The organism is Streptomyces sp. NPDC002580 (genome assembly GCF_042889485.1).
GTDB lineage: Bacteria > Actinomycetota > Actinomycetes > Streptomycetales > Streptomycetaceae > Streptomyces.
The window spans coordinates 441,468-464,103 of the sequence record NZ_JBIAQZ010000005.1 but is presented as its reverse complement, the minus strand read 5'-3'; the positions used below and the strand labels follow the sequence as shown (position 1 = coordinate 464,103).

Genomic DNA, 22,636 nt, shown 5'->3' with positions numbered 1-22,636 from the left:
TAAGTTCCGCGGTCTTAGGGTTGCGCATTTCGCGGAATGAATGCCCGGCTCTCCTCGGGAAATGGATCACGAGGTCATCGAGAGCCGGCCGGTACCTGATCATCGAACGTCTTGATCAATTCCGGATTCGACTCGTACTGGGCTCCGCCCATCGAACGGAGTAGCGGAAGTCGCGCTCCCAGGGTTGGACAAAACGGAACATTCGAACCCTGGTCGTGGGCTCCGGGTGTGTGTAACGTGCGCGTTTCTCTCCGCCTGGACAGCCGCTCCGACCTGCGAATACCCTCTTCCGCTCGCCCCTCGCAGCACGTTCCTGTTGTGGTTGTCAAGCCCCGAGATATGCCCTGACCTGCGAAAACGCCATTCAGAAGACGCCGTTTCCGTGTTACTCTGGATAGCCACGGAAGGGGTACCTGTCACATGACGTTCAAGGTTGGCGACACCGTGGTCTATCCCCATCACGGGGCCGCGCTGATCGAGGCCATCGAAACTCGCCAGATCAAAGGCGTGGACAAGACCTACTTGGTGCTGAAGGTCGCCCAGGGTGACCTGACGGTACGTGTGCCAGCGGACAATGCGGAGTTCGTCGGCGTACGTGATGTGGTCGGTCAGGACGGGCTGGACCGGGTCTTCGAGGTGCTGCGTGCGCCGTACGCCGAGGAGCCCACGAACTGGTCGCGTCGCTACAAGGCAAATCTGGAGAAGCTCGCCTCCGGCGATGTCATCAAGGTCGCGGAAGTCGTGCGTGACCTGTGGCGTCGTGAGCGCGAGCGCGGACTCTCCGCAGGTGAGAAGCGCATGCTCGCCAAGGCGCGCCAGATCCTGGTGAGCGAGCTCGCCCTCGCGGAGAACACCAACGAGGACAAGGCCGAGGCCCTGCTCGACGAGGTTCTCGCGTCCTGACGCCGGCTGGGTCGCCGAGACGCCCACCGTCTTGACGTACGCACAGCCCGCGCAGTTGCGCAATGAAAATGCCGCGGTGCCCGATGACGCAATTGCTGTCGCCGGGCGCTGCGGCATGTTCGTACCCGCGCCATTCGGTAAACCGGACGTTTACCCGGCATCGGCTTTCTCGCGGTATACCGGCGTGTCCGATACTTGGCGTGCCGACCCGGGCAGTCGGCTCGACCGGATGTCACGGAAGGGGTCCGGTCAAGGCGTTGCGCCCGGCACTCCCCCAGCTCGCCGAGCAGGGGGTACCCCCAGGCCATACCCACACCGGTCGAGCACACAAACCTGACAGGAACCGATGTCTGACGTTTCGCTGCCTTCGCCGTCGGAGGCCCGCACCGCCGTCGTGATTCCGGCCGCCGGAAGAGGGGTGCGCCTCGGTCCGGGCGCCCCCAAGGCGCTCCGCGCGCTGAACGGCACGCCCATGCTCATCCACGCGGTCCGCGCGATGGCCGCCTCCCGCGCGGTCTCCTTGGTCGTCGTCGTGGCTCCGCCGGACGGCGCGGCCGAGGTGAAGACGCTGCTCGACGCGCACGCGCTGCCCGACCGCACCGACTTCCTGGTCGTCCCCGGCGGTGACAGCCGCCAGGAGTCCGTGAAGTACGGGCTCGACGCGCTGCCGCCCGGCATCGACATCGTCCTCGTGCACGACGCGGCCCGGCCGCTGGTCCCCGTGGACACCGTGGACGCCGTCATCGAGGCCGTACGGGACGGTGCTCCCGCCGTCGTACCGGCGCTGCCGCTCGCCGACACCGTCAAGGAGGTCGAGCCCGCGGCCGTCGCGGGGGAGCCCGAACCGGTCGTGGCCACGCCCCGACGGGCCCGGCTGCGTGCCGTGCAGACACCTCAGGGCTTCGACCGCGAGACGCTGCTGCGGGCCCACGCGACCGTCACCGACAACGTGACCGACGACGCGAGCATGGTCGAGCAGCTGGACGTGCCGGTCGTGGTCGTGCCCGGACACGAGGAAGCGTTCAAGGTGACGAGGCCGCTGGATCTGGTGCTGGCCGAGGCGGTCCTCGCCCGACGGAGGCTCAACGATGGATTCTGAGACGCCCGAGCGGGTCCGCCCCGCGGGTCAGGGACCGGTGCTCCCGCTCGTCGGGATCGGCACCGACATCCACGCCTTCGAGGAGGGCAGGGAACTGTGGTGCGCCGGTCTGCGGTGGGAGGGGGAGGGGCCCGGCCTCGCGGGGCACTCCGACGCGGACGTCGTCGCGCACGCCGCGTGCAACGCGCTGTTCTCGGCGGCGGGCCTCGGTGACCTCGGCGCCCACTTCGGCACCGGGCGCCCGGAGTGGTCCGGGGCGTCGGGGGTCGTCCTCCTGACGGAGGCGGCGCGGATCGTCCGCGAGGCCGGTTTCACCGTCGGCAATGTCGCGGTCCAGGTCGTCGGTCCCCGTCCGAAGATCGGCAAGCGGCGGGACGAGGCGCAGAAGATCCTGTCGGACGCGGTGGGCGCGCCGGTGTCGGTGTCGGGCGCCACGACCGACGGGCTCGGTTTCCCGGGCCGGGACGAGGGGTTGATGGCGGTCGCCACGGCCCTGGTCGTCCGGACGGGCTGAGCGGGGCGACCGACACGGGCGGCCCGAGGACGGCCGGCCGGTCGGACAGTGGGCCGCGGCGGACGCCCCGGAGGCCGGGAGGGGGAATCCGGGGCGGGCCGTCCCCCGTATGTCACGAATCCGTGGCCCTTGCGGGGGAAGGGTCGCGGGGCACTACCCAGGGCCCACTACCCTGGAGGGGTGACCATTCGCCTGTACGACACCAGCGCCCGGCAGATCCGTGACTTCACCCCGCTCGTGCCGGGTTGCGTCTCGATCTACCTCTGTGGCGCGACCGTGCAGGCCGCACCGCACATCGGGCACATCCGGTCGGGCCTCAACTTCGACATCATGCGCCGCTGGTTCGAGTACCGCGGCTATGACGTGACGTTCATCAGGAACGTCACGGACATCGACGACAAGATCATCTCCAAGTCGGCCGAGCAGGGCCGTCCCTGGTGGTCCATCGGCTACGACAACGAGCGCGCCTTCAACGACGGTTACGACGCGCTCGGATGCCTGCCGCCCACGTACGAACCCCGCGCCACCGGGCACATCCCCGAGATGATCGAGATGATGCGCGGGCTCATCGAGCGCGGTCACGCGTACGCGGTCGACGGGAACGTCTACTTCGACGTGCGCTCGTTCGACGGATACCTCCAGCTCTCCAACCAGGAGCTCGACAACCTGCTCCAGCCGTCGGGCGAGGGCGAGACCGGCAAGCGCGACCAGCGCGACTTCGCCATGTGGAAGGCCGTGAAGCCGGGCGAGCCCAGCTGGGAGACGCCGTGGGGGCGGGGCCGTCCGGGCTGGCACCTGGAGTGCTCCGCCATGGCGCACAAGTACCTGGGCAGCGCCTTCGACATCCACGGCGGCGGGCTGGACCTGATCTTCCCGCACCACGAGAACGAGATCGCTCAGGCCCAGGCCTTCGGCGACGAGTTCGCGAAGTACTGGGTGCACAACGCCTGGGTCACCAAAAAGGGCGAGAAGATGTCGAAGTCCCTCGGGAACTCGGTGCTCGTCTCCAAGATGGTCCAGGAGTGGCGCCCCATCGTGCTGCGCTACTACCTCGGCACCCCGCACTACCGCTCGATGATCGAGTACAGCGAAGAGGCCCTGCGCGAAGCCGAGTCGGCGTTCGCGCGCATCGAGGGCTTCGTGCAGCGAGTGGTCGAGAAGGCGGGGGGCGTCGTCGAGCCCTCGGCCGAGGTGCCGCCCGCCTTCGCCGACGCGATGGACGACGACCTGGGCGTCCCGCAGGCGCTCGCCATCGTGCACACGACGGTCCGTCAGGGGAACTCCGCGCTGGCCGCCGACGACAAGGAGGCCGCCGTGGCGCGCCTCGCCGAGGTGCGGGCCATGCTCGGCGTCCTCGGGCTCGACCCGCTCGACCCGCACTGGGCCGGCGAGAGCGACCGCGGTGACGACCTGCACGGAGTCGTCGACACCCTCGTCCGGATGGTCCTCGACCAGCGTGAGGGCGCCCGCGCCCGCAGGGACTGGGCCGCCGCGGACGCCATCCGCGACCAGCTGGGCCAGTCCGGCCTGGTCATCGAGGACGGCCCGCAGGGGCCGCGCTGGACGCTCGGGCCGCGCTGAGCGACCGCTCAGGCAGCCTCGGCCGTCCCCCGGCGGCCTTGATCGATTGTGCCGCCCGGACCTCCGGGCGGCACACTTCATATACGTACGTACTCACGCCTCACACAGACAGGTAGGTCATGGCTGCTAACAACCGCCGCATGTCCGGCAAGAAGGGCGCGCAGGTCGGCAGTGGCGGCCAGCGACGCCGGGGCCTGGAAGGCAAGGGTCCGACCCCGCCCGCCGAAGCGCGCAAGGGCCACAAGAAGAACCGCCTCGCCAACGCCAAGTCGAAGCAGCTCGTCCGCAAGCCCGCTCCCCGGGGCCGCGGCGGCAAGGGCACGTCCGAGATGGTCGTCGGGCGCAACTCCGTCGTCGAGGCGCTGCGCGAGGGCGTGCCCGCGACGATGCTGTACGTGCAGCAGTTCATCGACAACGACGAGCGGGTCCGCGAGGCGCTCCAGCTCGTCGCCGAGCGCGGTGGCATCCACCTGATGGAGGCCCCGCGCCCCGAGCTCGACCGCATGACCAACGGGCTCAACCACCAGGGTCTCGTCCTCCAGGTCCCGCCGTACGAGTACGCGCACCCCGAGGACCTCGCCGCCGCCGCGTACGACCAGGGCCAGGACCCGCTGATCGTCGCCCTCGACGGCGTGACCGACCCCCGCAACCTCGGCGCGGTCGTCCGTTCCGCGTCCGCCTTCGGCGGTCACGGTGTCGTCGTGCCCGAGCGGCGCGCGGCCGGCATGACCGCCGGTGCCTGGAAGACGTCGGCCGGTGCCGCCGCCCGTACCCCCGTCGCGCGCGCCGCCAACCTGACGCGGGCCCTGGAGACGTACAAGAAGGCCGGTCTCGTCGTGGTCGGTCTCGCCGCGGACGGCGAGGTCGAGGTCGGTGACCTGGAGGCCCTCGGCGGTCCCGTCGTCATCGTCGTCGGCAGCGAGGGCAAGGGCCTTTCCCGACTCGTCGGCGAGACCTGCGACTTCCGGGTGCGGATCCCGATGCCCGGTGGCGCGGAGTCGCTGAACGCCGGTGTGGCGGCGGGAGTTGTGCTGTACGAGGCCGCACGCCGACGCGCCTGAACAGACGTTCACCCGGTCACCCCCGAGGGGTGACCGGGTGTTCTTGTTGATCTTGACGCGGTCCGGACAGATCGGCGTCGTCACGGCAGTGTCCTAACCACACGTCACTCGGTTAGATGAGTGTGGACACCAGAACACCCCGCACACCCACGGGGGAACGCTCGTCGGGATTCGACGACGTTCCCGCGCTGAGCATGGTGAAGGTGCCGAGCGATCCGGCGCAGATCATCGTCAATCATGCGAGCTTCCGCGTTCAGCTGGCAGGCGCGTCGCGAGGCCAGTCCCTGCTCGGCGCACGGCACTTGAGCCCTTCCGGCGCCGCCGCGCGGATCCCCGCCGCCGGGGCCCGCCGCCGCGCCCCCGTCGTCTGGAGCGGGAAGTCCGCACCGGACGACACCGGCGCCCACCGGCTGCTCCAGGCCGTACGGAGCGCGGGCGTGGCCCACGGCACCGGCGGGCCGACGGCCGACGGCGGTTCGACCCAGGTCATCCCGCGCATCGGGGAACAGCCCGGCTACGCGGGCGATCTGACCGTTGACACGATCGAGACGCCCCTCGTCGGCAGCCAGCGGGCCCCGCTCGGCGATGAGCAGCGACTGCTGCCGCAGATGCGCGGAGTGGGCAGCGCCTACGACGAACCGGCGTACACCGAGGCCGACTTCGAGGACGCCGACTTCGACGACGACGGTCTCGACGAGAGGCCGGGCGCCGGCCGACGGAGCGGTTCGGACTCGGTCCGGCACGCCTACCACCCGGGCCGCCGGATGAACCTCGGTGTCGTGCTGCTCCCGCTGCGCGTCTTCCTCGGGTTCATCTCGATCTACGCCGGTATGGGCAAGCTCTGCGACCCCGTCTACTTCGACGGCGGCAAGCGCGGCTCCATGGTGAAGTGGCTCAACACGCTCCACCCGTGGGAAGTCGCCGAGCCGCTGCGGCAGTTCGCGCTCCAGCACCCCATCGGCTCCGGGCTCGTCATCGCCTTCTTCCAGGTGATCGTCGGTGTGTTGACGGTGCTCGGGCTCTGGCAGCGGGTGGCCGCCGTCGTCGGCGCGGCGCTGTCGGCGGCGCTCATCGTCACGGTCAGCTGGAAGACGGTGCCCGCGTACGACGCGCCCGACATCATCTACCTCGCCGCCTGGTCCCCGCTGATCATCGCGGGCGCCCCGGTCTACTCGCTCGACGGGCGCCTCGCCGGCGAGGCCTGGCGCAGGCTCGGACCGCGCGCCGACATCTGGGACCTGCGCGCGCGGGTGCTGCGCCGCGGCGCGTTGGCCACGGCCATCGTCGTCGGGTTCACCCTGCTCGTGGGTTCGGTCCTCGGCGGCGCGGTGCGTGACTCCGACCGGGTCGTCGTCCCCGGCCCCGGTGAGGCCCCGCGCAACGAACTGCCCGGCTCCCCGCTCCCCGAGACGCCCGGCAAGCGGCACAAGAAGGCCACCCCCTCGGCCTCCGAGGAGCCCTCCCAGAGCAGTTCCTCGACCCCGTCGCAGGCGGCCACCCCGCCGGGTGCGGCCCAGGAGACCGGTCGCACCGGCGGCGGGCAGCCCAGCCAGACCCAGGGCAGCGGGCAGGCCCCGCCCCAGCAGTCCTCGCCGGTCGACCAGGCGCCGAGCACCAGCGCGGGCCCGACCAGCAGCGGCGGCGCGTCGACCGGCGGCACCGGGAGCGCGGGCGGCACCGGCGGCACCGGGGGCGCCGGTGCCACGGGTGGCAGCTCCACCGGCGGGAGCTCGTCGACGGGCGGCCAGCCGGGTCTCGTGGGCGGCCTGCTGGGCTGACACCGAGGCCCCGCCGAAGGACGACAGGGCCCCCGCACGAAGGCGTGCGGGGGCCCTGTCATGTCGTCCGTCGGGGGGAGAACGGCGATGGGGAACGGCTGGGAAGAACCGGGAAGGAGGCGCGGCACGGCCGCTTCAGCGCCCCTTCAACGCCCCTTCAGCGACTGGGGAGAGCCGGCCCGGAGCCGCGTCGCGGCTGCGGCAGAGCTGCGGCAGGGCTGCGAAGCGCCGCCGTGCGGGTTGGTGCCCAGGAGGCTCCAGCGAGGCCGGTAGGGGGGCCTTTCGCGGCCCTGCTCCGGCGGCTCGTGTCGGGCCCCGGCCGGTGGTTCGGCCGCTCGCGTCCGACGGCTCACGTTCGGCCGCCCGCGTCCCGCAGTTCGCGTCCGGGCTCGCGTCCAGGGTTCTGCCCGGGGCGCCGCCCGCGTCTCCGCTCGCGTCCCTGCCCGGGCCCGGCTCCCGTCGTGGCCCGGTCCCTGGCCGGCGGGCCGCTAGCGGCCCAGGGCGGCGAGCTCCTTGGCCGCCTCCGTGAGGTCCTTGGCGGTGTCGATGGCGCGCCAGTAGGCGCCCTGCGGGATCGGGAAGCCGGCGAGCCGGTTCTCCCGGGCCAGCCGCGGGAACGTGGTGCGCTCGTGGTCGCCCCGCTCGGGGAGCATGCCGGTGAACTCGGGGGAGAAGACGTAGACGCCCGCGTTGATCTCGAACGGGGAGGGCGGGGCCTCTATGAAGTCCGTGATGTGCCCGAAGCCGTCCGTCTGGACGGCGCCCCAGGGGAGGCGGGGACGGGCCAGCGCGAGGGTCGCGACCGCGTCGCGCTCGGCGTGGAAGTCCGCCATGTCCCGCAGCGAGAAACGGGTCCAGATGTCACCGTTCGTCGCGTACCAGGGCCGGTCGGGGTGCGGGAGGTGCGCCGCGGCGTACTTGAGGCCGCCACCGCGGCCGAGGGGCTCCGTCTCGACGACCGTGGTCACGTTGACCGGGAGGTCGGCCGAGTCCAGCCACTTCTGCAGGACGTCGGCGAGGTGCCCGCAGGACACGACGACGTCGGTCACGCCCTCTTCGGCGAGCCAGGTCAGCTGGTGGCCGATGATCGGGGTCCCGGTGCCCGGGATCTCGACCATCGGCTTGGGCCGGTCGTCGGTGTAGGGACGCAGCCGGGAACCTTGGCCGCCGGCCAGGACAACGGCTTGCACGGGGCGCGACGCGGCGTTCGGATCGGTCATGCCCGAACTGTACGTGGCGCCCCGCAGGGGGTTTCCCGCGGCAACCGTTCCGTCATCAACTGTTGCCCGACAGTCCGGAATCGGGTGATTCGTGGAGGTGCCGACGGGTGGCCGCGGACGGTTGTGCCCCTCGGAGGCCGCGAACTCCGAGGAGCGGGAGCGGTGGTCTCCGAGGGGGACAGGCCCGGAAGGGGGCGGTGGCCTCAGAGGTGGCCGGTCGAGACCCCCGAGGCGAACGAGGTGTCGCAGACGGGGCGGGCGAAGGACTGGGCTCGGGTCGGACCGTACGCGCGGACCGCGGCGCGGCCGAGTGCACGGGCGATGGAGACGCAGTGCCTCGCCAGCGACGGACGGCCGTTCACCGCTTGCTGGAGGTGGGTCAGGGCGACGCCCGGGTCCCTGTCCTGGAGTTCCAGGAGCAGTTTGTCGCGCAGGACGTCCTGCGGGGCACGGGAGACGGCTCGGGTCGAGACGTCTTCGGACGACGCGGTGAGCACCGAGCTCGAGGGATTCCCCGACCAGTCGACTCGGGTGACCGCGAGAGTCCCGGAGAGCACCAGGACGACAGGCAGGACGAGGGCGAGGGTGCGGCCGATCCGGCGGGCGGGGCCACGGCCACGCCGGGTCTGTTGGGTAGTGGTGGAGTGCTTCACGCGAGTGAGGGTAGCGCGGGGTGATGATTTGGCGACATTTAGTCACCAGTTCGGGGGACGGGCAAGCGGCTTTTTCTGGGTGGGGAGTTGACGCACAGATATCGAAATGACCGGTCTGCCGGGGTATTTGTCGACAACGAAGAAGGCCCCGCAGCCTGCTGCGGGGCCTTCTTCGTCAACTTGGGTGAATTCCACCCCTACGGGGTGTGTGGTCCGCCCGGATGACGCGGACGTCAGTCGGACAGGCGCTCGCCCGTCGAGGTGGAGAACACGTGGGTCTCGCCCGGGCGCGGCACGACGTGCAGCGTGGCGCCCTTGTCCGGGACCGCGCGGCCGCTGACGCGGACGACGAGGTCCGTGAGCTTGTCGTCGACCTTGGCGGAGCCGTAGACGTAACCGTCGGCGCCGAGCTCCTCGACGACGTTCACCGTGACGGCGAGACCGGCCGGGGCGTCCTCGGTGTCCTTGGAGAGCGCCTTCGCGGCCTCGCCGTTGTGCTCGACGATGTCGAAGTGCTCGGGGCGGACGCCGACGGTGACCGTGCGGTCGCCCTTGTCGGCGGCGGCCTTCAGGGCCTCGCGGTTGACCGGGACGACGCTGTTGCCGAACTTCACGCCGCCGTCGGTGATCGGGACCTCGACCAGGTTCATGGCCGGGGAGCCGATGAAGCCGGCGACGAAGAGGTTGGCCGGGCGGTCGTACATGTTGCGCGGCGAGTCGACCTGCTGGAGCAGGCCGTCCTTGAGCACGGCCACGCGGTCGCCCATGGTCATGGCCTCGACCTGGTCGTGGGTGACGTAGACCGTGGTGATGCCGAGGCGGCGCTGGAGCGAGGCGATCTGCGTACGGGTGGAGACGCGGAGCTTGGCGTCGAGGTTCGACAGCGGCTCGTCCATGAGGAAGACCTGGGGCTCGCGCACGATGGCGCGGCCCATGGCGACACGCTGGCGCTGACCGCCGGAGAGGGCCTTCGGCTTGCGGCCGAGGTACTCGGTGAGGTCGAGGATCTTCGCCGCGTCCTCGACCTTCTGGCGGATCTCCGACTTGTTGACGCCGGCGATCTTGAGCGCGAAGCCCATGTTGTCGGCGACGGTCATGTGCGGGTACAGCGCGTAGTTCTGGAACACCATGGCGATGTCCCGGTCCTTGGGCGGCAGGTGCGTGACGTCGCGGTCGCCGATGCGGATGGCGCCGCCGTTCACGTCCTCGAGCCCCGCGAGCATGCGGAGCGAGGTGGACTTGCCGCAGCCGGAGGGACCGACGAGGACGAGGAACTCGCCGTCCGCGATGTCGATCTCCAGGGCGTCGACGGCGGGCTTCTCGGAACCCGGGTAGATGCGGGTCGCTTTGTCGAACGAGACAGTGGCCATGGTGAGGGGCCCCCTTCACCGGCAGGAACGTGCCGGACGATCCGTTGTAAAGGTGGTGAACCACTACGGAGACGCCCATAGTGGTTTAGTCCATACGAGTGAACTGGGTCAGGACGCTACCTGGCGTTCACGCGTTCTGCCAGTACCCCACCGCCGATGAAGTTCGCGGAAACTCTCGGCGGGCGCCCGCTGTGACGTGGGTACACTGCACGGGCATGCCCGCCGCGCGCGGCACGCCTCCTTAGCTCAGATGGCCAGAGCAACGCACTTGTAATGCGTAGGTCGTCGGTTCGAATCCGACAGGGGGCTCCCTTGCAAGCCCAGTTCAGACGGTGTCTGAGCTGGGCTTCTGCTTTTTCCGGATGACGTGGTGGGCCCTGGTGGCGCGGTCCGGTGGGCCGGGCTCGAAGGGGTGCCGGGTGTCCCCGGCGCTGCCCTCCCGACTTGTATCGAGCGGTTGACACAAGATGCGGGTGAAGGTCATCTTGTACTCCCTGCTTGATACAAGATGATCCGGGGGGATTCCATTGCTCGACACCGTCCCGCTCCAGTCCCGGTTCCTCGGCCACGCCGACCACTACGCCCGCTGGTCCTGCCTGGCCATCGGCATCGTGGCCGCGCAGCACCTGGTCGTGATGGACAGCGGCGACATCACGATGCCGCTCGTGTTCGCCATCACCGCGTTCGGTCTGTGCGCGGTCGGCGGTGTGCTGCTCGGGGACGCCCTGACCCTGCGTCCCCTCGAAGCCGTACGCACCGCGAGTCTGGCCCCGCGCCTGATCCGGGACCAGGTGCCGCCCCGTATGACGCCCCTGCTCCTGTTGCAGGCGGCGTCCCTCGTCACCCTGCTGCTGATCGGCGCGGTCACCGCCTCCTCCGACTTCGACCGGACCGGCACGGCGGGGCGCGTCCTCGTCGTCACCTGCGAGGGGATGCCGGCGTCCCTCGGCCCCTGGCCCGGCCTGTACTACAGCGGCCCGATGTTCGCCGCCCTCACCGTCGGAACCTCCGTCTGCGTCTGGGCCCTGCGCCGCATCGCGCAGAGTCCGGGCGACGACCGGCAACGCCGCGACCGCGCGTGGGCGATCACCGGGGCCTGGGGCCTGCTGGTGTCGAGCCAGGTGCTGCTCGTCGTGCTGATGGTCCTCGTCGCGCTCACGGACAAGACCTGCGCGGGGCCGCTGGGCGCCGCCGCCGTCGCGGCGGTCTGCCCCCTGGGCCTGCTGGGCATGTTCACCTTCGGATGGTCCCTGGCCACCGTGGTGGTGCCCCGGGCCGTCGACGACGAGGTGGCCGACGACGGGATGTTCGACGATGAGTGACTCGGCCGTCCGTGTCGACACCACCAGTCAGGTGCCGCCCTACGAGCAGATCCGCGCCCAGTTGGCCGCGCTGATCCGCACGGGCCGGCTGGCCGAGGGCGGGCGCCTGCCGACCGTGCGTCAACTCGCCGCCGACCTCGGTCTGGCGCCGGGCACGGTGGCCCGTGCCTACCGCGAGCTGGAGGCGGCCGAGCTGATCCGTACCCGTCGTGGCGCGGGCACCCGGGTGGCGGGACTGCCGTCCGGGGCGCGTACGCACGACGCCGATCGACTCACCACGCTGGTAAGGGACTTCACCTCCGCCGCCCGGGCGCTCGGCGCCGACACCGAGGACATCCTGACGGCCGTCCGCAACGCTCTGGAACCCGGTCCGGCCTTCTCCCCGGCGGCCGACAGCACGGCGGACGGCTCCGGGGCGGCGGGCGTCTTCATCATCGAGTGACCCGGGCACGGGACAGCCGCCGAGGCCGGCGACAGGGCCTGGGCGGCGTCGGCGTCGGCGCGTGGACGCCGGACGGCGGGGCTCAGCCCCGCCGTCCCAGGGCCTCCAGCGCGTCGTCCGTCAGTCGGTACACCGTCCACTCGTCCTGCGGACGCGCGCCCAGCGACTCGTAGAAGTCGATCGAGGGGCGGTTCCAGTTCAGGACGGACCATTCCAGACGCTGGTAGCCGCGCTCCCCGCAGATCCGCGCGAGTTCCATGAGCAGCGCCTTGCCGTGGCCGCCGCCGCGTGCCGCGGGGCGTACGTAGAGGTCTTCCAGGTAGACGCCGTGCACGCCGCGCCAGGTCGAGAAGTTCAGGAACCACAAGGAGAAGCCGACGGGCTCGCCGGTGGTGTCGTCCTGCGCGATGTGCGCGTACGCGGCCGGGTTCGCCCCGAACAGTGCCTCGCGCAGCTGTTCCGGCGTCGCCCTCGCCTCCTCCGGGACCTTCTCGTACTCGGCGAGTTCACGGATGAAGGTGTGGATGACGGGGATGTCGTCAGGGGTCGCGGTGCGGATCATGCGGCGAGACTAACTCCGCCGGTCCGGCGGGCGCCGTCGGATTCGGGGCCGGTCCGCAGCCGGTGGGCGCCGGTGGGGCGGCCGTCCGCGGTGTCCGGGCTTCTCCGGCGAAGCGGCCCGGCCGTCCGGAATGTCGGCCGGGCGAGGGGCGGCGCGACATGGGTGAATCGGGGCATGCGTATCGACCGGGGCTTCTTCCACAGGGTGTGGACGTACGTGCGCGGCGCCCCGGGCACGTACGTCTGGCTGACGATCCTCTTCATCACCACGGTGGCCATGCACCACATGTCTCCGGATTTCGAAGAGGACTTCCTGCGGCAGCGCTCGACGAACATCCACGAGCTGTCGAACAACCCGGTGCGGGTGCTGTTCGCCAGCGCGATGTGGATCGACGGCGGCCACTGGCTGCCGTACGCCGTGCTCTACACCGTCTTCCAGGCGCCGGCCGAACGCTGGCTGGGAACGGCCCGCTGGCTCGTGGTGTGCGTGGCCGCGCACGTCCTGTCGACGCTGGTCAGCGAGGGTGCGCTGCTCTGGGCGGTGAGGCACGGGGTCGCCCCGCACTCCGCGGTCGACACCCTCGACATCGGGGTGAGCTACGCCCTGGCCGGGGTGATCGGCGTGCTCACCTACCGGATCGCGACGCCCTGGCGGTACCCGTATCTGGCGATCGTGCTGGCGGTGTACGGAATTCCCTTCCTGACCGCGCGCACCTTCACCGATCTCGGGCATTTCACCTCCGTGCTGATCGGTCTCGCCTGTTTTCCGTTGACCAGAGGGCGCGGAAAAGCATGGAATCCGAAGGAGACAGTGGACGCTTTCCGGGGTTAACGTCCCGCTCATGAGCGGTTCGGCGAGCGAGATCGTGAACGGTGGCATCTCCTTCTGGTACGCGGACGACGGCCTGCCCGCACCCCGGGAGCCGCTGTCCGGCGACGCGACCGCCGACGTCGTGGTGGTCGGCGGCGGATACACGGGACTGTGGACCGCGTACTACCTGAAGAAGGCGGCCCCGTTCCTGCGCGTCACCGTCCTGGAGCGGAAGTTCTGCGGATACGGCGCCTCGGGGCGCAACGGCGGCTGGCTCTACAACGGCATCGCGGGCCGGGACCGGTACGCGCGACTGCACGGCAAGGAGGCGGCCGTACGCCTCCAGCGGGCCATGAACGACACCGTGGACGAGGTCGTCCGGGTGGCCGCCGAGGAGGGCGTCGAGGCCGACATCCATCAGGGCGGTGTCCTCGAAGTGGCCTGCACGCCCGCCCAGCTGGCCCGGCTCAAGGCCTTCCACGCGCACGAGCTGTCGTACGGCGAGAAGGACCGCGAGCTGTACGGCGCGAAGGAGACCGCCGAACGGATCCGGGTCGCCGACGCCGTCGGCTCGACCTGGACCCCGCACGGGGCCCGGCTGCACCCGGTCAAGCTCCTCAAGGGGCTCGCCGCGGCCGTCGAGGCACTCGGCGTCACCATCCACGAGCGGACCCCGGTGACCGAGATCCGCCCGAAGCACGCGGTGACGCCGTACGGCACCGTCCGCGCCCCCTACGTCCTGCGCTGCACCGAGGGCTTCACCTCGGACCTCAAAGGCCAGAAGCGCACCTGGCTGCCCATGAACTCCTCCATGATCGCGACGGAGCCGCTCACCCCGGAGCAGTGGGCGGAGATCGGCTGGGAGGGCCGCGAGGCGCTCGGCGACATGGCGCACGCCTACATGTACGCCCAGCGCACCGCCGACGACCGCATCGCGCTCGGCGGCCGCGGTGTCCCGTACCGCTTCGGCTCGCGCACCGACAACGACGGCCGCACCCAGCGGGCGACCGTCGACGCGCTCCACGAGATCCTCGTCCGCCTCTTCCCGTCGCTGACCGGCGTCGGGGTGTCCCACGCCTGGTCCGGTGTTCTCGGCGTTCCGCGCGACTGGTGCGCCACGGTCACCCTGGACCGCTCGACGGGCCTCGGCTGGGCCGGCGGCTACGTCGGCTCGGGCGTCGCCACCACCAACCTCGCCGCCCGCACCCTGCGCGACCTCGTGCGGTGGGACTCCGGGCAGGCGGGCGCGACCGAACTGACCGACCTGCCGTGGGTCGGCCACAAGGTGCGCAAGTGGGAACCGGAACCCTTCCGGTGGATCGGCGTCCACGGCATGTACGCGACCTATCGCACCGCCGACCGCCGCGAACTGACCACCCGCAGCGCGCGGTCGTCCCGGCTGGCGCGGTTCGCGGACCGGGTGTCGGGCCGGCACTGACCCGGAGCCGGCACCGACCCGGACCGTCCCGGGCGGTCGCCGGGCGTCAGACCACGGACTCCGGGACCGCCGTGCCCGGCGTGACGTGTCTCGGGGCCTTGACCGTGACCATGAGTCCGGCGACCAGACCGGCCAGCAGCATGATCCCGACGGCCCACCAGATGGCCACGGTGTACCCGTGGACGACGCCCTCCTGGACGACGCGCGCCTTCTGGGAGGGATCGCGCAGATGGGCGGTGACGTACGCCGCGCTGCTGGTGGTGGCGATGGTGTTCAGCAGGGCCACACCGATCGAACCGCCCACCTGCTGCGAGGTGTTGACCGTCGCGGACGTCACGCCGGCGTCCTGCGGGGCGACCCCGGCGGTGGCGGTGGCGAAGACCGGCATGAAGGTGAGACCCATGCCGAGACCCATCAGGATCAGGCCGGGCAGCAGCCGGCCGGCGTAGTCCGAGTCGACGGTGAGCTGGGTGAAGATCGCCACGCCGCCGGCGGCGAGGAGCATGCCCGGGACCATCAGCATGCGCGGCGCGACATGGGGCAGCAGCCGCGCCGAGATCTGCGTCGAACCGATGATGATCGCGACGGTCAGCGGCAGGAACGCGAGGCCGGTCTCCACCGGCGAGTATCCGAGGACGACCTGGAGGTAGTAGGTCATGAACAGGAACACGCCGAACATGCCGATGATGGCGAGTCCCATCGTCAGGAAGCAGCCGGCGCGGTTGCGTTCCTTGACGATGTGCAGCGGCAGCAGCGGGCTCGGCGCCCGGTTCTGCCACCACACGAACGCGACCAGCAGCGCGGCTCCGCCCGTGATGAGGCCGAGCACCAGCGCGTCCGACCAGCCGCGCGAGTTCGCCTCGCTGACCCCGTAGACGATCGCCACCAGACCGCCGCAGCCCAGTACCGCGCCGGGCACGTCGAGCCGGACGTTCTTGTGGCCGGGCCGGTCGCGCAGCAGCCCGAACGCGCCGAAGACCGCGATGACGGCGATGGGGATGTTGACGTACAGGCACCAGCGCCAGTTCAGGTACTCCGTCAGCAGGCCGCCCACGATGAAGCCGATCGCCGCGCCCGAGCCCGCCAGCGCCCCGTAGATGCCGAAGGCCTTGCCGCGCTCCTTCGGGTCGGTGAAGGTCGTCGTCAGCAGGGACAGCGCGGACGGCGCGAGCAGGGCGGCGAAGGCACCCTGGAGCGCGCGGGCGCCGAACAGCATCCCGGAGGTGGTGGCCGCGCCGCCGATCCCGGACGCGACGGCGAACCCGATCAGCCCGATGACGAACGTGCGTTTGCGGCCGACGAGGTCGGCGACCCGGCCGCCGAGCAGCAGCAGGCCGCCGAAGGCCAGCGTGTACGCGGTGATGACCCACTGCCGGTTGCCGTCGGACATGCCGAGATCGCTCTGCGCCGACGGGAGCGCGATGTTCACGATGGTCGCGTCCAGCACGACCATCAGCTGGGCGAGCGCGATGATCACCAGCGCCCACCAGCGGTGCGGGTCGGGACCTGCGGAGGCCTCTGGTTCACCTGCCCGGGGGACGCTCACCCGCTCAGAAGACCATGAAACGGGAGGAGTCGCATCTCCGGGCGGGGGCCCCGGCGGGCGCGTTCCTCGGGGCCGGGACGGCGGCCCGAGGGGCGTGTTCGCCGGGTCCGGGACCGCTCCGCGGGTCATGGCTCCAGCACCACCTTTCCGGTCGTCCCCCTGTTCTCCAGGGCTCGGTGCGCGGCCGCGGCCTCGGCGAGCGGGAAGCGCGTGACGGCCGGGGTGAGGCGCCCGGCGGCGGCTTCGGCGAGGGCTCGCAGCTCCAGGGTGCGCACGGGGTCGGGCCCGCCCGCCCTGCGCATCATCACGGGGCCGAGCACCTGCTCGGACACCCCTTCCACGAGGTGGGGGGAGCCGTCGCGGACGCCCGCGCCCGACCAGCCGAAGACGAGGTGCCGCCCGCCGGGCCCGAGCAGGCCGACGGCGGCCCGCGCGACCTCGCCGCCGACACCGTCGAGCACGACGGTCGCCGCCCGGCCCCCGAGGTGCGCGCGGACCTTCTCCGGCCAGCCGGGGTCGGTGTAGTCGACGGCCGGATCGGCGCCGTTCGCGCGGGCCAGGGCCACCTTCTCCGGGCCGCCCGCGAGGCCGACCACGGTCGCGCCCGTGTGGCGCGCGTACTGCACGAGGAGCGTGCCGAGGCCGCCCGCCGCCGCAGGCACGACGACCACGGAAGAAGGGCCGAACTCGGCGAACTGCACGATCCCCATGGCCGTGCGGCCCGTTCCGATCATGGCGACGGCCTGCGCGAAACCGAGGTTCTCGGGGATGTCGTGGAGCCGCTCGACGTCCGTGACGGCCAGTTCGGCGTAGCCGCCCGGGGCGAAGCCGAGGTGGGCGACGACGCGCCTGCCGAGCCAGACCCCGGCGACGCCCTCGCCGAGGGACTCGACGGTGCCGGCGACCTCGCGGCCGGGGATCGTCGGCAGGGTGGGCGCCGGGGCGGGGCCGCCCCGCATGCCCTCGCGCAGGGCCGTGTCCAGGAGGTGCACCCCCGCGGCGGCCACGGCGATCCGGACCTGACCGGGCCCCGGCTCGGGGTCGGCGGTGCGTTCGTGGACGAGGTTCTCGGCGGGACCGAAGGCGTGCAGGCGGATCGCGTACATCGGGGCTCCTCGAAGGCTGCGGGGTCGTGGCGCCGTCCACTCTTCAACCTCAGGCTTGCTTGAGGTCAAGGCGTCCCCGGATGCGCAGGGCCAGGGCCACGCCCTCCATCGCGCTGTTGAAGGACACCTCCGAGAGCACCCCGGGAGCGGCGACCTGGTCGCCCACGAGATAGACGCCGCCGCCCCGGTCGACGCGGGGGCGGTCCCGCCAGCTGGTGCCGGGCGGGTCGACCGCGCCCGTGCGGCCGTTCGCGACGCTCTCGCGCCGCCAGGTGACCCGCTCGCGCCAGCCCTCGAAGGCCAGATCGAGCAGTTGCTCGGCGCGGGCGACACCGTGGGCCCCCGACTCCCCGGGGCCGATCGGGATCTGCCCCTGCAGGAGCTGCTCCCCGGCCGGGGCGAGGGTGCGGTCCCGGGCGGTGAACCGCTCGATCCAGCCCGGCGCGTCGAGGTCGGAGACGGCGAACGCGTCGCCGCGCCGGGTCCGCAGCGCCAGGTCGACGAGGGTGGTGCGGCCGCTCGGCCAGGTCAGGGAGGCGTCCCCGAGGAGGCGGCGGGCGGAGTCCAGCGAGGTGGCGACGACGACCGGGCCCCGGTCCACGGGGAGGGTGTCGACCCGGGCCAGCGTCTCCATCCGAACGCCGAGGTTCCAGGCCCGCGCCGCCATCCTGTCGATGACGTTCGCCCAGCCGCCCCGGGGGCAGTGCGCCTCCGGGGGCAGCCTCATGGCCCGGCGCAGCCGCTCCTGCACGAACGCCGCCGACAGCGAACCGGGATCGTGGTGGAAGAGGGCGACGGCGGAGTAGTGGGCGGCCGCCCGCGCGCCCTCCGCTCCGGCCTGCCGGGTCGCCCAGGTCATGAAGTCGACGTCCACCGGTGCCTGTTGGCAGGAGGGCCGGAGCAGCTTGAGCATCGCGAAGGGCGGGGTGCGGCGCAGGACTCCCTTGTGGCGCAGCCGCAGCCGGGCGGCCTCCAGGGGCGGGATCGGGGCGAGCGCCCCGATCAGGTCCCGCTGCTTGAGCCAGGTCCAGTGCGGGCCCGCGCTGTAGAGGGCGTGGGGTCCCTCGTTGGTCCGGTAGGGGCCTTCGGCGGTCCGGGCCCGCCCGCCGAGGGTGTGGTGGGCTTCGTGGACGGTGACCTTGGCGCCCGCCTCGGCGGCGGTGATCGCGGCGGTGAGTCCGGCGAAGCCGCCGCCGATGACGGTGATGCGGTGCATGGCTGGTGGTCTCCTCTGCTCGGGGTCCGAGAGGGCACTGACGGCGGGCCTTCCTGCGGGGAGGACGGATCGCGGACCCCGGAATGTGACACGCGGAGGGTTTTCGCAGGCCAGGGGCGGTTGTCAGCGGCGGCGGGCAGGATGGGGGGATGGCGAGGAGAGTGGCGGGCGGGCGCGGTGGGACGGGTGCGAAGGCGTCCGGGGCGGGGCCGAAGGCGGCACGGCGGCCGGAGCTGCGGCTGCCGCCGCTGGAGCCGTACGACGGCGCGGAGCTGGAGCCGGACGGCGACTACGACGGGCTGGAGTTCCGGGACGCGGACTTCGCCGGACAGGACGGCGGGGGAGCGCGCTTCATGGACTGCGCGCTGACCGGCTGCGCGCTGGACGAGACGCGACTGCGCCACGCCCGCGTGCTGGACTCGGTCCTGACGGGGATACGGGGCGTGGGCACCGACCTCGCCGAGTCGACCCTGCGCGACGTCGAGGTGATCGACGCCCGCCTCGGCGGGACGCAGTTGTACGGCTCCGTGCTGGAGCGGGTGGTGGTGCGCGGCGGGAAGATCGACTATCTGAATCTGCGCAACGCGCGGCTCAAGGACGTGGTCTTCGAGGGCTGTGTCCTGGTCGAGCCCGACTTCGGGGGCGCCCGCCTGGAGCGGGTGGAGTTCGTGGACTGCGTCCTGAAGGGGGCGGACCTCACCGAGGCCACCTTTGTGGACGTGGACCTGCGTGCCGCGGCTGAGCTGGACATCGCACGGGGCGTGGAGCGCCTCAGGGGCGCGGTCATCAGCACGGCCCAGCTCCTGGACCTGGCTCCGGTGCTGGCGGCGGCGCTGGGGGTCCGCGTGGACGGCGGCCCGGAGACGGACTGAGCGGTTCTGGGCCGGGAGGTCTAGGAGACGCGGGGGAAGCGGGCCTGGAGGGTCCAGATCGCCGGGTTCTCGGCGAGGTCCTCGTGCAGGTCGGTGAGGTCCGCGAGCAGGTCGTGCAGGAAGTCGCGGGCCTCGCGGCGCAACTCGGTGTGGGAGAAGGTCAGCGGTTCCTCGTCGCGATGCATCCAGTCGGCCTCGACGTCCACCCAGCCGAAGCGGCGCTCGAAGAGCATGCGGTCGGTCGACTCGGTGAAGTCGAGCTCCGCCTGCTGGGGGCGGGAGGCACGACTGCCCATCGGGTCCCGGTCGAGCCGCTCCACGATGTCGCACAGGGCCCACGCGAAGTCGAGCACCGGCACCCATCCCCAGCGTGTGGACACCTCCCGGTCCGCCTTGGTGTCGGCGAGGTAGACGTCACCGCAGAACAGGTCGTGCCGCAGCGCGTGGACGTCCGCGCGGCGGTAGTCGGTCTGCGGGGGGTCGGGGAAGCGGTTGGAGAGGGCGTAGCCGATGTCGAGCACGTAGGTGATGGTGTCACGCCGGGGGTGCCGGACACCGCCCGGCGGTTTCCGCCGACGGTCAGAGTCCGCGGGACGGCGTTTCCGTCGGCGGTCGCGGTCCCGGGGCCGCGACCCGGTGTCCGCAACCCCCCTCACGCCGCTCGAAGGAACCGTCCGCCGCGGCCGTCGCGCTCCCTCCGCGGGCGGCGGGCGGCCACCGGTGGGTTCGGTCGCCGCGGTCGGCGCGGACGCCGGACCGGGCGGCGTGAACGCCGGACTTGGGTTGCGGCGGATGCCGGACATGGGTTGCGCGGCCGCCGGCCCGGGTTCGGTGCGGCGGCCGCCGGCGGTTTCCGGCCGGCTCGACGCTGTCCGGCCGGCGGATACCCGCTCACCCCGAGGCCGGGGACGTGACGGCCCTTAGGATCGTGGATGTGCCCCGATCCTCCGTCACCGTCCCCTTTGCGCTGGCCCTCTCCCTCGTCCTCGGCCTCACGGCCTGCGGCGGGGACGGTGTGCACGGCGAGCCCGGCGCGTCCGGTGTCGGCGACCCCTACTTCCCGAAGATGGGCAACGGCGGGTACGACGTCACACACTACGGACTGTCCCTGTCCTACGAGCCGAAGGGCAGGCGGCTGACGGGGACGGCGGTGATCACCGCGCGGGCCCTGCAGGACCTGAGCGCCTTCCGCCTCGACCTGCTGGGGCTGGACGTCTCCGGCGTCACCGTCGAGGGCCACGAAGCCCGCTGGAACCGGGCCGGCCAGGAACTGACCGTGCGTCCGCGCGACGACCTCGACAAGGGGGAGACGTTCCGTGCGACGGTCCGGTACTCCGGGACCCCCGAGACGATCACCGACCCCGACACCTCGGAGGAGGGCTGGCTGCGGACGGCCGACGGCGCCCTCGCCCTCGGGGAGCCCACCGGGTCGATGACCTGGTTCCCGGGCAACCACCATCCCTCGGACAAGGCGGCGTACGACGTGCGGATCACCGTCCCCGCGTCGCTCCAGGCCGTCTCCAACGGCGAGTTGACGCGCGAGACCACCGCGAAGGGCCGTACGACGTACGCGTGGCACACGGCCGAGCCGATGGCCAGCTATGTGGCGACGCTCGCGATCGGCAGGTACGACATCACCCGCTCGACGACGAAGAACGGGCTGCCGGTGTACGTGGCCGTGGACCCGACGCAGGCGAAGGAGAGCAGGAAGGTCCTCGGAGGAATCCCGGGGATCATGGACTGGGCGGAGAACAACTTCGGCCCCTATCCGTTCTCCTCCACCGGGGCGATCGTGGACCGCTCCGAGGACGCGGGCTACGCCCTGGAGACCCAGAACCGGCCCGTCTTCCCCGGCGCCCCCGACACCGCGATCCTCGTCCACGAGCTGGCCCACCAGTGGTTCGGCGACTCGGTCACCCCGCGGACGTGGAAGGACATGTGGCTCAACGAGGGGTTCGCCACCTACGCGGAGTGGCTGTGGCAGGAGGACCACGACGGCGACACGGCCGACGAGATCTTCCACGCCCTCTACGACGGCTCCTACAAGGAGCCGGCCGACAACAGCGAGATCTGGGCCTACCCGCCCGCCGAGCCGTCCTCGGCCGCGCAGATCTCGGATCCGCCCGTCTACTACCGCGGCGCGATGGTCCTGCACAAGATCCGCGAACTGGTCGGCGACGACACCTTCTACGACATCGTCCAGGGCTGGGCCGCCACGCACCGCCACGCGAGCGCGGACACGGCCGAGTTCACCGCGTACGTCGAGAAGGCGGCGCCGGACAAGGACTTCGGCGGGATCTGGAAGGACTGGCTCTACGGGAAGGGCAAGCCGGACCATCCGTGAGCCGCAGACCTCCTCGTCAGGCACAGGCCTTCCTGTCGGGCACAGGCCTTCCCGCCACGTTCTCGGCGCCTCGGCGCCGAACGAGGGGAGCCCCCGGATTCGCCGAACTCCGGGGGCCGCTCTCGTCGTGGCGTGCTCCGACTCAGATGCTGACGCCGAAGTCCTGCGCGATACCCGCCAGGCCCGAGGCGTAGCCCTGGCCGACGGCGCGGAACTTCCACTCCGCGCCGTTGCGGTACAGCTCGCCGAAGACCATCGCGGTCTCGGTGGCCGCGTCCTCGGAGAGGTCGTAGCGGGCGATCTCGGCGCCGCCGGCCTGGTTCACGATGCGGATGTAGGCGTTGCGGACCTGGCCGAAGTTCTGCGTGCGGGTCTCGGCGTCGTAGATGGAGACCGGGAAGACGATCTTCTCCACGTCGGCGGGGAGGGCCGCGAGGTTGACGTTGATCGCCTCGTCGTCGCCGGCGCCCTCGCCCGTCCGGTTGTCACCGGTGTGGACGATGCTCTGGTCCGGGGTCTGCTTGTTGTTGAAGAAGACGAAGTGGGCGTCCGAGTAGACCTTCCCCTGGGGGTTGACCGCGATGGCCGAGGCGTCGAGGTCGAACTCGGTGCCCGTGGTGGTGCGGACGTCCCAGCCGAGGCCCACGGTGACGGCCGTCAGGCCCGGAGCCTCCTTGGTGAGCGAGACGTTGCCACCCTTGGACAGGCTTACAGCCATTGTTGGGAGTCCCTTCCCTCGTGACATACGGGCTTCGTACTGGGGACGAAGCTACCGTCACCCCTATGAACGCCAAGGGGG

General features: G+C 71.5%; 21 protein-coding genes and 1 tRNA gene. 13 read left to right on the top strand and 9 right to left on the bottom strand.

Going from position 1 to position 22,636, the window contains the following annotated elements:
• The first annotated feature begins 420 nt into the window (after nt 1–420).
• The 6 genes from ACFYW7_RS18760 (at nt 421) to ACFYW7_RS18735 (ending at nt 6,936) form a co-directional block, all read left to right on the top strand.
• Nucleotides 421–903, top strand: a complete 483-nt coding sequence (locus ACFYW7_RS18760) for a CarD family transcriptional regulator (RefSeq protein WP_003953493.1) — start codon at nt 421–423, stop codon at nt 901–903.
• A gap of 346 nt (nt 904–1,249) precedes the next feature.
• Nucleotides 1,250–2,002, top strand: a complete 753-nt coding sequence (ispD, locus tag ACFYW7_RS18755; RefSeq protein WP_389503505.1) for a 2-C-methyl-D-erythritol 4-phosphate cytidylyltransferase — start codon at nt 1,250–1,252, stop codon at nt 2,000–2,002.
• Complete coding sequence (ispF, locus tag ACFYW7_RS18750; protein WP_389503503.1) at nt 1,992–2,516, top strand: 2-C-methyl-D-erythritol 2,4-cyclodiphosphate synthase; 525 nt, start codon at nt 1,992–1,994, stop codon at nt 2,514–2,516. The genes ispD and ispF overlap by 11 nt, the downstream gene beginning before the upstream one ends.
• 180 nt (nt 2,517–2,696) lie before the next feature.
• Nucleotides 2,697–4,097 (top strand): cysteine--tRNA ligase, encoded by a 1,401-nt coding sequence (gene cysS, locus ACFYW7_RS18745; RefSeq protein WP_389503501.1) that lies wholly within the window; start codon nt 2,697–2,699, stop codon nt 4,095–4,097.
• A gap of 119 nt (nt 4,098–4,216) precedes the next feature.
• Nucleotides 4,217–5,158 carry a 23S rRNA (guanosine(2251)-2'-O)-methyltransferase RlmB gene (gene rlmB / locus ACFYW7_RS18740; RefSeq protein ID WP_389503499.1) on the top strand — a complete coding sequence of 314 codons (942 nt, stop codon included), beginning with the start codon at nt 4,217–4,219 and terminating at the stop codon, nt 5,156–5,158.
• Between the two features lie 116 nt (nt 5,159–5,274).
• Nucleotides 5,275–6,936, top strand: coding sequence for a DoxX family protein (locus ACFYW7_RS18735; RefSeq protein ID WP_389503497.1), 1,662 nt, complete (start codon nt 5,275–5,277; stop codon nt 6,934–6,936).
• Between the two features lie 488 nt (nt 6,937–7,424).
• Here the strand turns inward: ACFYW7_RS18735 and ACFYW7_RS18730 are convergent, their stop codons facing one another.
• From ACFYW7_RS18730 to ACFYW7_RS18720, 3 genes are all read right to left on the bottom strand, one after another.
• Nucleotides 7,425–8,156 carry an NDP-sugar synthase gene (locus tag ACFYW7_RS18730; RefSeq protein WP_389503495.1) on the bottom strand — a complete coding sequence of 244 codons (732 nt, stop codon included), beginning with the start codon at nt 8,154–8,156 and terminating at the stop codon, nt 7,425–7,427.
• A gap of 203 nt (nt 8,157–8,359) precedes the next feature.
• Nucleotides 8,360–8,809 (bottom strand): hypothetical protein, encoded by a 450-nt coding sequence (locus tag ACFYW7_RS18725; RefSeq protein WP_389503493.1) that lies wholly within the window; start codon nt 8,807–8,809, stop codon nt 8,360–8,362.
• Nucleotides 8,810–9,042: 233 nt separating this feature from the next.
• Nucleotides 9,043–10,179, bottom strand: coding sequence for an ABC transporter ATP-binding protein (locus tag ACFYW7_RS18720; protein WP_389503491.1), 1,137 nt, complete (start codon nt 10,177–10,179; stop codon nt 9,043–9,045).
• Nucleotides 10,180–10,414: 235 nt separating this feature from the next.
• On the opposite strand from ACFYW7_RS18720, the gene ACFYW7_RS18715 reads away from it, so the two are divergent.
• The 3 genes from ACFYW7_RS18715 (at nt 10,415) to ACFYW7_RS18705 (ending at nt 11,943) form a co-directional block, all read left to right on the top strand.
• Nucleotides 10,415–10,488, top strand: a tRNA-Thr gene (locus ACFYW7_RS18715).
• 218 nt (nt 10,489–10,706) lie between these two features.
• A complete protein-coding gene (locus tag ACFYW7_RS18710) occupies nt 10,707–11,501 on the top strand; it encodes a hypothetical protein (RefSeq protein WP_389503489.1) in 795 nt (264 codons plus the stop codon).
• Nucleotides 11,494–11,943, top strand: coding sequence for a GntR family transcriptional regulator (locus ACFYW7_RS18705; protein ID WP_389503487.1), 450 nt, complete (start codon nt 11,494–11,496; stop codon nt 11,941–11,943). The genes ACFYW7_RS18710 and ACFYW7_RS18705 overlap by 8 nt, the downstream gene beginning before the upstream one ends.
• 82 nt (nt 11,944–12,025) lie before the next feature.
• On the opposite strand, the gene ACFYW7_RS18700 is transcribed toward ACFYW7_RS18705, so the two are convergent.
• Entirely contained in the window at nt 12,026–12,505 is a 480-nt protein-coding gene (locus ACFYW7_RS18700) for a GNAT family N-acetyltransferase (RefSeq protein ID WP_389503485.1), read from the bottom strand.
• Between the two features lie 174 nt (nt 12,506–12,679).
• Between ACFYW7_RS18700 and ACFYW7_RS18695 the strand changes: the two genes are divergently transcribed.
• Nucleotides 12,680–13,336, top strand: coding sequence for a rhomboid-like protein (locus ACFYW7_RS18695; RefSeq protein ID WP_389503483.1), 657 nt, complete (start codon nt 12,680–12,682; stop codon nt 13,334–13,336).
• Nucleotides 13,337–13,346: 10 nt separating this feature from the next.
• Complete coding sequence (locus ACFYW7_RS18690) at nt 13,347–14,753, top strand: NAD(P)/FAD-dependent oxidoreductase (RefSeq protein ID WP_389503481.1); 1,407 nt, start codon at nt 13,347–13,349, stop codon at nt 14,751–14,753.
• 46 nt (nt 14,754–14,799) lie between these two features.
• Here ACFYW7_RS18690 and ACFYW7_RS18685 read toward each other — a convergent pair whose 3' ends face one another.
• From ACFYW7_RS18685 to ACFYW7_RS18675, 3 genes are all read right to left on the bottom strand, one after another.
• Nucleotides 14,800–16,299 (bottom strand): MFS transporter, encoded by a 1,500-nt coding sequence (locus tag ACFYW7_RS18685; RefSeq protein ID WP_389503479.1) that lies wholly within the window; start codon nt 16,297–16,299, stop codon nt 14,800–14,802.
• A 125-nt stretch (nt 16,300–16,424) separates the two neighbouring features.
• On the bottom strand, nt 16,425–17,405 hold the full coding sequence (locus ACFYW7_RS18680; RefSeq protein ID WP_389503477.1) for a zinc-binding dehydrogenase: 981 nt from the start codon (nt 17,403–17,405) through the stop codon (nt 16,425–16,427).
• Nucleotides 17,406–17,454: 49 nt separating this feature from the next.
• Nucleotides 17,455–18,621: an NAD(P)-binding protein gene (locus tag ACFYW7_RS18675; RefSeq protein WP_389503475.1), complete on the bottom strand. Its 1,167-nt coding sequence runs from the start codon at nt 18,619–18,621 to the stop codon at nt 17,455–17,457.
• A gap of 149 nt (nt 18,622–18,770) precedes the next feature.
• On the opposite strand from ACFYW7_RS18675, the gene ACFYW7_RS18670 reads away from it, so the two are divergent.
• The gene (locus ACFYW7_RS18670; protein ID WP_389503473.1) at nt 18,771–19,493 is read left to right on the top strand and encodes a pentapeptide repeat-containing protein; all 723 of its coding nucleotides are present in this window, start codon (nt 18,771–18,773) and stop codon (nt 19,491–19,493) included.
• A 20-nt stretch (nt 19,494–19,513) separates the two neighbouring features.
• On the opposite strand, the gene ACFYW7_RS18665 is transcribed toward ACFYW7_RS18670, so the two are convergent.
• On the bottom strand, nt 19,514–20,014 hold the full coding sequence (locus ACFYW7_RS18665; RefSeq protein WP_389503471.1) for a hypothetical protein: 501 nt from the start codon (nt 20,012–20,014) through the stop codon (nt 19,514–19,516).
• Between the two features lie 413 nt (nt 20,015–20,427).
• Between ACFYW7_RS18665 and ACFYW7_RS18660 the strand changes: the two genes are divergently transcribed.
• Nucleotides 20,428–21,837 carry a M1 family metallopeptidase gene (locus tag ACFYW7_RS18660; RefSeq protein ID WP_389503469.1) on the top strand — a complete coding sequence of 470 codons (1,410 nt, stop codon included), beginning with the start codon at nt 20,428–20,430 and terminating at the stop codon, nt 21,835–21,837.
• Between the two features lie 142 nt (nt 21,838–21,979).
• Here the strand turns inward: ACFYW7_RS18660 and ACFYW7_RS18655 are convergent, their stop codons facing one another.
• Entirely contained in the window at nt 21,980–22,555 is a 576-nt protein-coding gene (locus ACFYW7_RS18655) for a TerD family protein (protein WP_389503466.1), read from the bottom strand.
• Nucleotides 22,556–22,636 lie beyond the last annotated feature (81 nt).

Excerpts from the sequence above, each read along its gene's own strand:
- ACFYW7_RS18690 (WP_389503481.1), top strand. The coding sequence starts at position 13,347 with ATGAGCGGTTCGGCGAGCGAGATCGTGAACGGTGGCATCTCCTTCTGG.
- ispF (WP_389503503.1), top strand. The coding sequence starts at position 1,992 with ATGGATTCTGAGACGCCCGAGCGGGTCCGCCCCGCGGGTCAGGGACCG.
- ACFYW7_RS18720 (WP_389503491.1), bottom strand. The coding sequence starts at position 10,179 with ATGGCCACTGTCTCGTTCGACAAAGCGACCCGCATCTACCCGGGTTCC.
- ACFYW7_RS18700 (WP_389503485.1), bottom strand. The coding sequence starts at position 12,505 with ATGATCCGCACCGCGACCCCTGACGACATCCCCGTCATCCACACCTTC.
- ACFYW7_RS18670 (WP_389503473.1), top strand. The coding sequence starts at position 18,771 with ATGGCGAGGAGAGTGGCGGGCGGGCGCGGTGGGACGGGTGCGAAGGCG.
- ACFYW7_RS18695 (WP_389503483.1), top strand. The coding sequence starts at position 12,680 with ATGCGTATCGACCGGGGCTTCTTCCACAGGGTGTGGACGTACGTGCGC.
- ACFYW7_RS18760 (WP_003953493.1), top strand. The coding sequence starts at position 421 with ATGACGTTCAAGGTTGGCGACACCGTGGTCTATCCCCATCACGGGGCC.
- rlmB (WP_389503499.1), top strand. The coding sequence starts at position 4,217 with ATGGCTGCTAACAACCGCCGCATGTCCGGCAAGAAGGGCGCGCAGGTC.
- ACFYW7_RS18655 (WP_389503466.1), bottom strand. The coding sequence starts at position 22,555 with ATGGCTGTAAGCCTGTCCAAGGGTGGCAACGTCTCGCTCACCAAGGAG.
- ACFYW7_RS18675 (WP_389503475.1), bottom strand. The coding sequence starts at position 18,621 with ATGCACCGCATCACCGTCATCGGCGGCGGCTTCGCCGGACTCACCGCC.
- ispD (WP_389503505.1), top strand. The coding sequence starts at position 1,250 with ATGTCTGACGTTTCGCTGCCTTCGCCGTCGGAGGCCCGCACCGCCGTC.
- ACFYW7_RS18705 (WP_389503487.1), top strand. The coding sequence starts at position 11,494 with ATGAGTGACTCGGCCGTCCGTGTCGACACCACCAGTCAGGTGCCGCCC.
- ACFYW7_RS18730 (WP_389503495.1), bottom strand. The coding sequence starts at position 8,156 with ATGACCGATCCGAACGCCGCGTCGCGCCCCGTGCAAGCCGTTGTCCTG.
- ACFYW7_RS18735 (WP_389503497.1), top strand. The coding sequence starts at position 5,275 with ATGAGTGTGGACACCAGAACACCCCGCACACCCACGGGGGAACGCTCG.
- ACFYW7_RS18680 (WP_389503477.1), bottom strand. The coding sequence starts at position 17,405 with ATGTACGCGATCCGCCTGCACGCCTTCGGTCCCGCCGAGAACCTCGTC.